At 71.6% G+C, this 12,832-nt stretch carries 6 protein-coding genes; all 6 read right to left on the bottom strand.

Features of this window, described 5'->3' with window-relative positions:
* Positions 1-2 precede the first annotated feature (2 nt).
* From KALB_RS19245 to KALB_RS19215, 6 genes are read right to left on the bottom strand one after another with little or no spacing between them, the layout of a single operon-like run.
* The gene (locus KALB_RS19245; RefSeq protein WP_035967592.1) at positions 3-1,298 is read right to left on the bottom strand and encodes an MFS transporter; all 1,296 of its coding nucleotides are present in this window, start codon (positions 1,296-1,298) and stop codon (positions 3-5) included.
* Between the two features lies 1 nt (position 1,299).
* Positions 1,300-1,977 (bottom strand): AroM family protein, encoded by a 678-nt coding sequence (locus KALB_RS19240; RefSeq protein WP_025357348.1) that lies wholly within the window; start codon positions 1,975-1,977, stop codon positions 1,300-1,302.
* A gap of 12 nt (positions 1,978-1,989) precedes the next feature.
* Positions 1,990-2,895: a transporter substrate-binding domain-containing protein gene (locus KALB_RS19235; protein WP_025357347.1), complete on the bottom strand. Its 906-nt coding sequence runs from the start codon at positions 2,893-2,895 to the stop codon at positions 1,990-1,992.
* Positions 2,892-3,653, bottom strand: coding sequence for an amino acid ABC transporter ATP-binding protein (locus KALB_RS19230; protein WP_025357346.1), 762 nt, complete (start codon positions 3,651-3,653; stop codon positions 2,892-2,894). Before KALB_RS19230 ends, KALB_RS19235 begins: the two co-directional genes overlap by 4 nt.
* Before the next feature lie 17 nt (positions 3,654-3,670).
* Positions 3,671-4,669, bottom strand: coding sequence for an amino acid ABC transporter permease (locus tag KALB_RS19225; protein WP_025357345.1), 999 nt, complete (start codon positions 4,667-4,669; stop codon positions 3,671-3,673).
* 3 nt (positions 4,670-4,672) lie between these two features.
* Entirely contained in the window at positions 4,673-12,829 is an 8,157-nt protein-coding gene (locus KALB_RS19215; RefSeq protein ID WP_081789402.1) for a non-ribosomal peptide synthetase, read from the bottom strand.
* Between the last annotated feature and the right edge of the window lie 3 nt (positions 12,830-12,832).

Here is a 12,832-nt window from a genome sequence, read left to right as displayed (position 1 = left end):
GCTCAGTCCAGGGCGGACAGGTCGGCGCCCCGGGTCTCCGGCATGGTGAGCACGGCCAGGGCACCGAGCAGACACAGCACGATGATGTAGCAGGTGAACACCCAGGACAGGTGCTGGGCCTCGAGCAGTTCACCCAGGTAGGGAGCGGTGCCGCCGAACACCGCATTGGACAGCGAACTGGCGATGCCGATGCCCTTGCTGCGGGACCGGGTCGGCAACAGCTCGGAGACCACCGCCGGGTAGACCGAGGCCACCGCGGCCCACAGCACCGAGGCGAGGAACTCGGCGGCGAACAGCGTCCAGCCCGCGTCGGTGACGATCCCGGTGATGGGGAAGGCGAGCACCGCGGAGCCCACGGCGAACACCAGCACCACCGGTCGGCGGCCGATCCGGTCGGACAGGCGGCCCCACAGCGGGAGGGCGAACAGCACGAGCAACTGGGCGAGGAAGGCGGCGAGGAACGCCGTGCCACCGGGCATGCCGTGCCTGCTGACCGCATTGCCGACACCGAACACGATCCACGAGTAGTACATGACCCCAATGCCCGCGCTGATCACCACGATGCGCACCCCGGAGCCGAGCAGCCGAGCTCGCGACCACTGTGGACTGTCCACTACGGACGATGACTCGAAGACCTCGCTCTCCACGGCGGTGCGGCGCAGGTGCAGCGCGAACAGGCCCAGCAGCCCGCCGAGCAGGAACGGCACGCGCCAGCCCCAGGTGGCGAGCTGCTCCGGTGGCAGCACCGCGGTCAACAGCGCGCCGAGCCCGGTGGCCAACAGGGTGCCCGCGGAGACGCTCAGGAACACCGAACTCGACCACAGGCCACGGCGTTCACGCGGAGCGATCTCGGCCACGTAGGCGTAGGCGGCCGAGGACTCACCGCCGTGCCCCATGCCCTGAGCGAGCCGCGCCAGCAACAGGATCACCGAGGACCAGGTGCCGAGGTGCCCGTAGTCAGGGACGAGCCCGACGACCAGGCTACTGCCCGCCGTGGTGAGCATCGTGACCACCAGCACCGCACGGCGGCCGATCCGATCAGCCAGCACGCCGAACACGACCCCGCCCAGCGGCCGGGTGACAAAGCCGACCGCGAACACCGCGAAGGTGCTCAGCAGCGCCGAGACGTGGTCGGCCTGGTTGAACAGGGCTGAGGCCAGGTATGCGGCGAACACCGCGTAGACGTTCCAGTCGTACCACTCCAGCGCGTTGCCGAACACGCTGGCCGCCAACGACCGGACCCGGCCCCGCGCGACCACGCCTGCCGAACGCGCTTGCCGCACAACGACATCTGCCATCTCATTCCCCCACGAGCAGTTCAGCCGTCAGGCGCGCGGCCAAGCTCCGGATAAGCAGCACTGGACCGCCGAACACCCCGGCCGCGACCGCGCGCATCTGCTCGTCGAAACCGAAGCAGTCCAACACCACCAGGTCGCACTGGTCGGCGATGCCCGCCACCGCGGCGGCCAACTCCCCTGGCGCCGCGTCGAACGGGTTGACCACCGCAGTCGCGAGCTGATCGGTGCCCAGCACGCGGCACCAGGCCCTGCGCGCGGGCTCGACCTGATCGGCCAGCGGTCGCAGCACCCCGATCCGCAGCCCCTTGGCGAGCCCGGACACCGCGTGCTGAGCCAGTTCTTCGGTGCGCAGCAACGGTTTTCGGTGCTCGATCTCGCCGAAGGACCCGCCGCAGGCCAGCAGCACCACGTCGGCGCCCGCACTCTCCGCGCGCCGCACGGCCGCGGCCACCAACCCCTCGGCGAGGTCGTGCCGGTACACCACCGCCCTGCCGTCCGCGAGCCTGGTGGTCAGCGCTGGCTCGCCGGGGCTGGGCGCCATCGCGGCGATGGTGTGCTCCGCCAGTCCGTCCAGCGCACCGTGTTCGAGGATGCGGCACGGCGGCAGCAGGGCGCGCAGCTCGGCCACGAGGTCCACGCGCGGTGTCTGCCCGATGGTCACCAGGCCCAGTGTCCGCATCCCGAGCTCCCGTCACCGCAGTCCCGGCGGGTTGACCTGGGACTGCCGGATGGCGGCCGACTCCAGGCCCCACTTGGCCATGATCTTCTGGTACGCCCCGTCGTCGATCAGCTGCTGCACCGCCAGGCGCAGGGGCTCGCTCAGCGGGGAGTCGTGTTTGAGCACGAAGCCGACGTGTTCGTCGTAGATCTTGTTGACGTAGGTCATCCGCCCGCGCTGCCGCTCGGCCGCGTACTGGAGGAACACGCTGGAGGAGACGAGCACGTCCATCTTGTTCTGGGACAGCGCGAGCATGCTGTCCGCCGTGCTGCGGTACACCGACACGTGGTAGTCCGCGCGGGACCTCGCCGCGCACTCGCCCACCCGCTGGTGCAGCACCTGCTCGAAGCTGGTGCCCGCGGTGGTGCCCACCCGCAGGCCGCACAGGTCCGCGGGGCCCTGGATGGGCGGCTGCTGGCGCCCCGCCCTGACCAGGAAGCCGAAGCCGTCGTCGTAGTAGGTCACGAAGTCGACCAGCTTCTTGCGCTCCTCGGTGACCCCGAAGTTGCCCTGGCCGAGGTCGTAGCGGCCGGACCCGAGCGCGGGCAGGATCTCGTCGAAGGTGGCGTCCTGCGAGTCCATGCGCACGCCGAGGACCCGGCCGACCGCCTGCTGAAGGTCGATCTCGACGCCGATCAGCTTGCCGTTGGTCTCGGAGTAGTAGCGGATGGGCGGGCTGCCCTTGGCCGCGGTCGCCACCCGGATCCGGCCGCTCGCGCGGACCTGTGGTGGCAGCTTCGCGGCGATGGCGGGGTTCGGCGCGATCCCGGACACCACGTCGGCGACCGGATCGCCCTCGGCACCGGTGTCTCCCGACCCCGCGCAGCCCGCCGTGAGCAGGGCTGTGCACAGCACGGCGGCCAGCACACGGCCCCTCACCGGTCGACCTGCACCCGGGACAGGAACGCGCGCGTCCGGGGCTGCTCGGGGTCGACCAGCACGCGCTGCGGCGGGCCGCTCTCCACCACCTCGCCGTCGTCGAGCAGCACCACCGTGTCGGCGACCTGCTTGGCGAAGCTCATCTCGTGAGTCACCACGACCATGGTCATGCCGCTGGCCGCGAGGTCCCGCATGACCGCGAGCACCTCACCGACCAGTTCGGGGTCCAGGGCACTGGTCGGCTCGTCGAACAGCATCAGCTTGGGCTCCACCGCGAGCGCCCGCGCGATGGCGATGCGCTGCTGCTGCCCGCCGGAGAGCTGCCGCGGGTAGGCCTGCTCGCGGCCGGTGAGGCCGACCCTGGCGAGCAGTTCGGCCGCGGTGCGCTCGGCATCGGCGCGGGAGCGGCCCCGTACGGCGATCGGCGCCTCGACGAGGTTGTCCAGCACGGTCATGTGCGGGAACAGGTTGAACCCCTGGAAGACCATGCCGATCTCGGCACGCCTGCGGGCGATCGCCGACTCCTTCAGCTCGTGCAGCCGGCCCCGGTGGCGGCGGTACCCGATCAGCCGACCGTCGATCTCGATCTCCCCGGCGTCGATCTTCTCCAGGTGGTTCAGGCAGCGCAGCAGCGTGCTCTTGCCCGAGCCCGAGGGGCCGATCACGCAGGTGACCTCCCCGGCGTGCACGTCCAGGTCCACCCCGCGCAGCACCGGGACCGCACCGAAGTTCTTGACCACCCCGCGCGCCCGCACCATCAGCGGTGCCGTCTCGTTCACGGATCATCCCTCCCACTGGGCGCCGGTCGCCGCGGTGCGGCCAGCACGGCCCGCCACCGCGAACGCAGCCGCTGCACCGGGGTCGGCGGCAGCTGGCGCAGCGCGCCCCTGGCGTAGAAGCGTTCGACGTAGTACTGCACCACCGAGAGCAGGCTGGTCACGATGACGTACCACAGGGTCGCCACCAGCAGCAGCGGGATGATCCGGTAGTTGCGGTTGTAGACCAGTTGCACGGTGTAGAGCAGGTCCTCCACGGCGAGCACGCTCACCATCGAGGTGCCCTTGAGCGTGCCGATCAGCATGTTGCCCGCGGCGGGCACGATGGAGCGCATGGCCTGTGGCAGCACGACCCTGCGGAAGGTGCGCCACGGGCTGAGCCCCAGTGCCTGCGCGGCCTCGGTCTGCCCCTGGTCCACCGACAGCAGGCCGCCGCGCACGATCTCCGCGGCGTAGGCGGCCTCGTGCAACACCAGCCCGATCACGGCCGCCGCGGTCGGGCCGATCAGGTTGACCATGTCGATGGTCTGCAGGGTCGGTCCGAACGGGATGCCGATGGACAGCGTGGGATAGAGCGCGCCGATGTTGAACCAGAACAGCAACTGCACCAGCAGCGGGGTCGACCGGAACAGCCAGACGTACCCCCAGCTGAGCGAGCTGAGCACCGGGTTGCGTGAGACTCGCATGACCGCGAGCACCGTGCCCAGCACGAAGCCCACGACCACCGTGACCACGGTCAGCCACAGGGTGACGACCAGGCCGTCCAGCACGGCACCGGAGGCGAAGTAGCGCGCCACGAACGGCCAGTCGAAGTTGGGGTTGGTCAGCACCGAGTGCAGCGCGAACCCGCAGCACAGCAACGCGATCGTCGCGGCGATCCACCTGCCGGGGTGCCGCAGCGGCACGACCTCGCGCGGGGCGGGCCGCCGACTGTCCGGTGGTCGCGGCGGATCGGCGACGGTACCGCCGATCGCGCCGCTTGCGATGTCCTCTGCCACGGGCTACTCCTCGGGACTGTTCTGGGCGAGCGTGGCCGCGAGCACCGGGCCGATCACCGCGAGGGCCTCCGGCCGCATCATCCGCCCGTGCGGGCTGGGCACGTCGTGCGCGCGCACCTGGCCGTCCACGTGGTGCCGCCACTCGGCGGCCAGGTCCCGGACCGCCTCCGGCGGCGTGACCGACCGGAACAGCAGCAGGTCACCGGTGTACCGCTCGGGCCGGTGTTCCTGCTGCAAGCGGTAGTTGCGGCGGATGACGCCGAGCAGGGCGGTGAGGGTGCGCTCGTCCTGGAAGAGGTCGGCGAGCACACCACCGGCCTCCCGCACGGCCCGTGCGAAGCCGTCCAGCCCGGCCTCGCCCAGCGGCAGTTCGGTGCTGTCCACGCCCAATGCTTCGCAGAGCAGAGCCAGCACCTCCTCGTCACCGGGGTTCGGATCACGGTTCGGGTCACGCACGACAGGTCCCGCGTCGACCACGGCGAGCAGTTCGACCCGCTCCCCCTGACTGGTCAACAGGACCGCGGCGGCCTGGGCGAGCACCCCACCGAAGGACCAGCCCAGCAGGTGGTACGGACCGGTCGGCCGCACGGACCGGATCTGCGCCACGTAGTCGGCGGCCATCTCGGCGATCGACTCCGGGGCCGCCCCGCACTCGGTGATTCCCCTGGCCTGCAAGGCGTACACGGGGCGGTCCCGGTCCAGGTGCGGCAGCAGCCCCGCGTACGGCCAGCCCAACCCGCCGAGCGGGTGCAGGCAGAACAGCGGTGGCAGCTCGCCACGGCTGCGCAGTCCGAACAGGACGTTCAGCCCGTCACCGTCCTCCGCCGCGGCCAGCCTGCGCGCCAGTGCCGCGCTCGTCGGCGCCTCGAACAGCGCGCGGACCCCGATGTCCGCGCCGAAGGTCACCCGCACCCGGTCCACCAGCCGGGTCGCGAGCAGCGAGTGGCCGCCCAGGTCGAAGAAGCTCTCCTCGGCGCCGACCGAGGGCAGCCCGAGCACCTCGGCGAACAGCCCGGCCAGCACCTGCTCGACCGGGGTGCGCGGCTGCCGCGACCGCCCGGTGGCGCCGAACACCGGTGCGGGCAGCGCCTTGCGGTCGATCTTCCCGTTGGCCGTCAGCGGGAGCTCGTCGAGCACCACGACCACCGAGGGCAGCATGTACTCGGGCAACCGCCGCGCGGCGAACTCCCGCGCCACGGTCCCGAGCCGACCGAATTCCTGTGACGCCGCAGGGCTGTTCGTGTGCCGCTGGGTGCCGTCCACGACCGCGACCGGCCCGCTCCGCTCGGTGAGGAAGTACGCGTCGAACCGGCCCACGCCCGCCTGCGACACGTGGGTGCTCACCCGGTAGCCGAACCGGGCGCCCACCTCGTGCAGGTCCTCGGGCAGCACGCCCTCGACCCGGGCCAGCGCCGCGAGCACCTCGGGCAGCGGCCGCCCCTCGGCCAGCACGCTGCTCGCGGCCACGTCACCGGCCAACCTCCGGTCGGGCAGGCCGACGAGCCGGAACTCGCCACGCTGCCCGGCGCCCAGCCAGTCCACCAGCTCGCCGATGCCGCCCACCCGAAGTTCGGGAATATCCATTGTGGACACCACGTGCGGGGCCTCGGTGTGCAGTACGACGTCGTAGCGGTAGCGGGACAACTCGTTGTCGTACCGGCCACGCTTGAGCGCGACCTCGGCAGCGGCGATGCCGGGTACCGCACGGCTCAGCGCCGCGAAGAACTCCGGCGCGATCAGCAGTTCGTTCTCACGGGGCAGCCGCTGTTCCACCGCCCTGCGCACCTGCGCGGGGTCTTCGTCGCCGGTGCACCGGTGCAGCTGGGTCGCGGTGTGGAACAGCGGCGCCAGCCGCAGGTCGCGCACGTCGCCGACGAAGACCCGGCCGCCGGGCGCGAGCAGCGAGGTCACCGAACGGAGCACCCCGGCCAGGTAGTCACCGCTGGGGAAGTACTGCACGACCGAGTTCAGCACCACCGTGTCGAAGTAGCCCTTCGGCAGCTCGTCAAGCTGGTCGGCGGGTCCACAGCTCAGTCGAACGCGCTCCCGCAGCACGGGGTCGGCGGCCACCCGGTGCTCCAGCGCCTCGATGACCGCGCTGGACAGGTCGATGCCCCAGTACTGCTCGCAGTCCCCGGCGAGCCGGGACAGCAGCAGCCCGGTGCCGACACCGATCTCCAGCACCCGGCGCGGCCGCAGTTCGCGGATCGAGCCGATCGTGCGGTCCAGCCACTCGCGCATCTGCGCGAGCGGGATGGGTGCGTCGTCGAAGCTGGAGTTCCAGCCGGAGAAGTCCTCGCCGAAGGCGGCCGTGTCGGCCGACCGGTAGGCGTCGTCCCAGATCCGTTGCCAATCCTGCAACTGCTGGGACTGCTGCTCCTCGGCCGCCGCGCCGTCCCCGCCCGGCACGACGTAGCCGATCAGCCGCTGATCGCCGAAGCTGTCGGGCCGGGCCGTCACCACGGCGCGCGCCACGCCGGGGCAGGCCGCCAGCGCGGACTCCACCTCGCCCAGCTCGATGCGGAAACCACGCACCTTGACCTGATCATCAGCCCGCCCAACGAACTCCAACTGACCATCAGCACGCCACCGCACCAGATCACCAGTCCGGTACATCCGTTGCCCCGCAACAAACGGACACGGCACAAACCGCTCCGCCGTCAACCCAGGACGCCCCAGATAACCGCGGGTCACGCCCTCGCCCGCGATGAACAGCTCGCCGACCACGCCGACCGGGACCAGGGACAAGCCGCTGTCCAGCACGTACACCTGGGTGTTCCACAGTGGACTGCCGATGACCACCGGCCGGTCCGCCAGCACCTGCGCCGCGCTGGACCAGATCGTCGTCTCGGTCGGGCCGTACAGGTTGGTCACCCGCGCACCCGCCGCGCACAGCTCCTGTGCCAGGTCGGCGGGCAGCGCCTCGCCGCCGACGAGTACGCGCAGCCGGGACAGGGTCGCGGTGTGCTCGCCGACGAGCGTCCGCCACAGCGAGGGCGTCGCCTGCATGATCGTCACGTTCTGCTTGACCACCGCCTTGGCCAGCGAACTCGGATCGCGCACGGTGTCGCGGTCGGCCAGCACCACCGCGGCACCGCAGATCAGTGGTAAGAACAGCTCCAATCCCGCGATGTCGAACGAGATCGTGGTCACCGCGAGCCAGCGGTCCTCCGGCACGAGGGGGAACCGCTCGGCCATCGAGCCGAGGAAGTTCGCCAGCGCCCGGTGCGGGACCACGACTCCCTTCGGCACCCCCGTGGACCCCGAGGTGTAGATCACGTACGCGGGGTTGTCCGGGCGGGCCGCCACGCGCACCGGTGCCAACGGGCCGGACAGCTCGCCGTCCTCCCCCAGCACCGACCAGGACGCACCCAGCTCGCCGAAGCCGGTGACCAAGTCCGATGTGGACAGAACGAGTGCGGGATCCGCGTTGTCCAGCACGAAGCGCACCCGCTCGATCGGGTAGTCCGGGTCCACCGGTACGTAGGCGGCACCGGCCTTCAGCACGGCCAGCAGCGCCACGATCAACACAGGTCGGCGCGGGAGGACCAGGGCGACCAGGCGTTCCGGTCCGAGGCCGCGGGCCACCAGCGCACGGGCCAGCTCGTCCGAGGCGGCGTCCAGTTCGGCGTAGGAGATCCACTGCTCGCCCACCACCACGGCGACCGCGTCCGGGGACTGCTCCGCCCTGGCCCGGAACCACTCGTGCACCAGGCCCGTGGGCCGCTCGACCCTCGGCCCCGCCCACTCGTGCACCACCTGCTGCCGCTCGGCGGGCGTGAGCAGATCCACCTGGTCCAGCACCCGGTCAGGCTCCTCCACGGCGGCGCGCACCAACCGTTCCAGCCGATCGGTGATGCCCTCGACCGTGGACCGGTCGAACACGTCGGTGTTGAACTCGACCAGGGCCTCCAGCCCCAACGGCTCTCCACCGTCCGCCCGGTGCTCGAAGAAGTGCAGGGTCAGGTCGAACTTCGCGGTGCCGTTGTCCACGAACACCGGCGTCACCTCGGCACCGGGCACGACCAGTTCACCACGGGACACCTGCCAGGCCAGGCTGACCTGGAACAGCGGGTGGTGCGCCAGCGAACGCGTCGGGTTGACCGCCTCGACGACCTGCTCGAAGGGCACGTCCTGGTGCGCGTAGGCGTCCAGGTCGGTCTCCCGCACGCGGGCGAGCAGCTCGCGGAAGCTCGGCCCGCCACCGGTGTCGACCCGCAGCACCAGGGTGTTGACGAAGAAGCCGACCAGGTCGTCGAGCGCCTCGTCCAGGCGGCCAGCGGTCGGCCCGCCGATGAGCACGTCCTCGCCAGCGCCCAGCCGCGACAACAGCGCGGCCAGCCCGGCGTGCACCACCATGAACAGGCTCGCGTCGCACTCCCTGGCCAACTCGGACAGCCGCGCGTGCAGTTCGGGCTCCCACCTGACGGGGAACGTCTCGCCCTGGTAGGACATCACCTCGGGGTGCGGCCGGTCCGTCGGCAGTGACAGTCGTTCCGGGGCCCCGGCCAGCTTCGTCCGCCAGTAGTCCAGCTGGGACGCGCCCGCCTCACCGAGGACTTCCTGCTGCCACAACGTGTAGTCCACGTACTGCACGGGCAGCGGGGTCCAGAGCGGGGCCTGGCCCGTGATCCGGGCCGTGTAGGCGGTGGCGAGATCGCGCCACAGCTTCTCCATCGACCAGCCGTCACCGGTGATGTGGTGCACCGCCAGCAGCAGCACCTGCTCCGGTTGGCCGTCCGCCACGCGGAACAACGTGCCGCGGATCGGCAGTTCCTCGCCGAGCCGGAAGGCGTGGCGGGCCGCGGCGCGCAGTTCACCCTCGAGGTCGGCGGCCCGCACCCAGGTGGTCAGCAACTCCGGGCGTGCGGCCGCACCGGTGCGGATCTGCTGCCACGGCACGCCTTCGTGCTCGGCGAAGACCGTGCGCAGGCTCTCGTGACGCCACACGAGGTCGGCCAGCGCCTCAGTGAGCGCGGGCAGGTCCACCTCGCCGGTCAGGCGCACGGCGGCCGTGATGTTGTAGGTCGGGGAGGGACCTTCCATGTGGTGCAGGAACCACAGCCGCGCCTGCGCGAACGACAGCGGTGGCCGCTCGGGCCGCGCCATCGGCCGCACGGCGGGGCGTGCGCTGCGCGCGCCCGCGAGCCACCGGCCCAGCGCGGCCACGGTCGGCGCCTGGAACAGCTCGCGGATGCCCAGTTCCACGCCGAACACCGACCGCACCTTCGCGGCGAGGCGGGTCGCCGACAGCGAGTGCCCGCCCAGGTCGAAGAAGCTGTCCTCCACCCCCACCTCGGTCAGCCCCAGCACCTGGCCGAACATGCCCGCGACCACCTCCTCCACCGGGGTGCGCGGCCCGGTGGAGTGCACGCCGAAGGCAGGCTCCGGCAACGCGCGCCGGTCCAGCTTGCCGTTCGCGGTCAGCGGGAGTTCGTCCAGCACCAGCACCGTGGACGGCACGAGGTGCTCCGGCAGCCGGTCCCGTACCAGGTTGCGCACCGCGACCGGGTCCACGGACTCGTCTGGCCCAGGCACGACGTAGCCGATCAGCCGCTTGTCCTCGGCGGCGTCCAGGCGCACCGCCGCGGCGGCGTGCGTGACGCCGGGGCAGGCCGCCAGCGCGGACTCCACTTCGCCCAGCTCGATGCGGAAACCACGCACCTTGACCTGATCATCAGCCCGCCCAACGAACTCCAACTGACCATCAGCACGCCACCGCACCAAATCACCAGTCCGGTACATCCGTTGCCCCGCAACGAACGGACACGGCACAAACCGCTCCGCCGTCAACCCAGGACGCCCCAGATAGCCGCGCGCCAGACCGGGGCCGGCGATGAACAGCTCGCCGGTCGCGCCGACCGGGACCGGCATCAGGCCCGCGTCCAGCACGTAGAGCCGGGCGTTGGTCAGTGCTCGCCCGATGGGTGGGACGCCTGCGGGCTCCTGGTCCAGCGGCCCGCTCATCGCCGAGCACACGGTGGCCTCGGTGGGGCCGTACACGTTGATCATCCGTCGGCCGGTGGACCACTGCCCGGCGAGCGCGGCCGGGCAGGGCTCACCGGCGACGCTGAGCGTGATGCCGGTGGGCAGGCCGTCCGGGGGCATCGCGGCCAGTGCGGTCGGCGGCAGCTTGAGGTGCGTGACCTCGTTGCGCCGCACCGTTTTGGTCAGCGCGGGACCGGGTAGCAGTTGGTGTGGCGCGGCGAGCACGAGCGTCGCTCCGGTGCACAGGGCGAGGAAGATGTCGGACACGGAGGCGTCGAAGCTGGGCGAGGCGAACTGCAACACCCGGCTCCCCGGGCCGATGCCCAGCCGAGCGGCCTGCGCGGTGACCAGGCCGGGCAGGCCGGAGTGCGTCACCACGACGCCCTTCGGCACACCCGTCGACCCCGAGGTGTAGATGACGTACGCCGGGTGCCCGGCGCCCGCACGGCGCGGCGGCGGACCCTCCGCACCTGAGGTGCGCGAACGTGTTGTCAGCCAAGGGATCGAGTCGTCACCGAACCGCTGCTCGTGCTCGGGTTCGGACAACACCAGCGCGGGCCCGGCGTCGGCGAGCATGAACCGGACCCGCTCGGCCGGGTAGTCCGGATCGATCGGGAGGTACGCGGCCCCGGACTTGAGCACCGCCAGCGCCGAGACGATGAAGTCGATCGACCGCGGCAGGACCAGTCCCACCACGACCTCCGGACCCGCACCGCGCGCGGTCAGTGCCCTCGCCAGTTCGGTCGACCACGAGTCCAGCTCCGCGTAGGTCAGCCGCTGATCACCGAACACGAGGGCCTCGGCCCCCGGTTCCCTTGCGGCACAAGCCGTGAACCACTCGTGCACCAAGCCCGTCGGGACCTCGGCGGCGGATCCGCTCCAGTCCTCCAGGACCTGCCGCAGTTCCTCCTCGTCCAGCAGGCCCGCCTGTTCCAGTGACGTGCCCGGCTGTCGCGCGACAACGCTCACGAGCCGCTGAAGTCGCCGCCGGTGCGGCTCCACCTCACCGGGCGCCTCGAACACGGTGTCAGTACCGGACATCGTGACGAGCAGGTCGCCCGGCTCCTCGGTGGACACCTCGCGGGAGGTCACCGGCACGCCGCCCAGCCGCAACTCCGCCTGCTCGTCAAGCAGAACCACGGTCGGACCGGCGAACTTCCTGATGTCGCCGTGGATCCCGGCGTCCCTGGCCACGTCCTCGCCCCGGTACCGCTGGTGGCACTCGGCCTCACGCAGCAGTTCGGCCACCTCGCGCACGAGCAGGCCAAGGCTCGTGCCCGGTCGCACCGGAACCCGCAACGGCACCGTGTTCGCGAACGTGCCGGGCAACTGGGCGAGCACCTCGCCCGGTCGGGCCGGCAGGGACACGCCGATCACGACATCGGCACTGCGGGTCAACCGGTGCACGTAGCCCACCACCGCGGCCACCAGCACGTCGCACGGCCGCACCCCGGTCCGGCGCGCGGCCGTGGCCAGATCGGGCAACCCGGTGGCGACCCGGGTCCACCCGGCGCCGGGCCGCCGATCGACCAGTCCCACCGGTTCCGGGGCCGGGGTCATCCGGTCCAGCCAGTACTGGCGGTCGGTCCGCGCCGTGGTCAGCGCGTAGTCGTGGTCGGCCTCGACCATCGCCCGCAGCGAGCCGAACCACGGCCGGGGCGGCTCCTGCCCGGTGAGCAGGGCGCCGTACAACTCGGCCACCCGCCGGGCGAGCAGCGACAGGGTCGCCTCGTCGGCCACCAGCCGGTGCGCGCCCTGGAACCAGACGGAGGAATGCGGCCCCAGCAGCAACAGCGCGAAGCCGAACAGGGGCTGGCTCGCCGGATCGGGCAGGCGGGCCAGTTCCGCGCGCACCCACTCCTGGGCAGCCGCACCGGGATCGTGCTCCGCGGAGAAGTCGATCACCGGCAGCTGCCAGTCCGGGTCGGGCTGTACCCACTGCCGTGGCTCGTTGGCCGCGTCCGCACCGAACCTCGCGTGCAGTGGCTCTGCCTCGGCCACGGCCTGACGCAGCGCCGCCTCGAACAGCACGGGTTCGATCGCGCCCTCGAACTCCAGGCACCGGCCGACGCGCTGCGCGGCTCTGTCCGGATCCAGTTGCAGCGCCAGCCACACCTCGCGCTGAGCGCTGGTGAGCGGGTACCGCTGTACGTGAGGAAGGACTGAAGTCACCTG

It is taken from the genome of Kutzneria viridogrisea DSM 43870, from assembly GCF_000525635.1.
GTDB classification, from domain to species: domain Bacteria; phylum Actinomycetota; class Actinomycetes; order Mycobacteriales; family Pseudonocardiaceae; genus Kutzneria; species Kutzneria viridogrisea.
Note: the sequence above shows the minus strand (reverse complement) of the source record. Positions and strands in the feature narration are given on the sequence as shown.

What these genes read in the sequence shown, in the direction of transcription:
- KALB_RS19245 (WP_035967592.1), bottom strand. Translation starts at nt 1,298, where the DNA reads ATGGCAGATGTCGTTGTGCGGCAAGCGCGTTCGGCAGGCGTGGTCGCG.
- KALB_RS19240 (WP_025357348.1), bottom strand. Translation starts at nt 1,977, where the DNA reads ATGCGGACACTGGGCCTGGTGACCATCGGGCAGACACCGCGCGTGGAC.
- KALB_RS19230 (WP_025357346.1), bottom strand. Translation starts at nt 3,653, where the DNA reads ATGGTGCGGGCGCGCGGGGTGGTCAAGAACTTCGGTGCGGTCCCGGTG.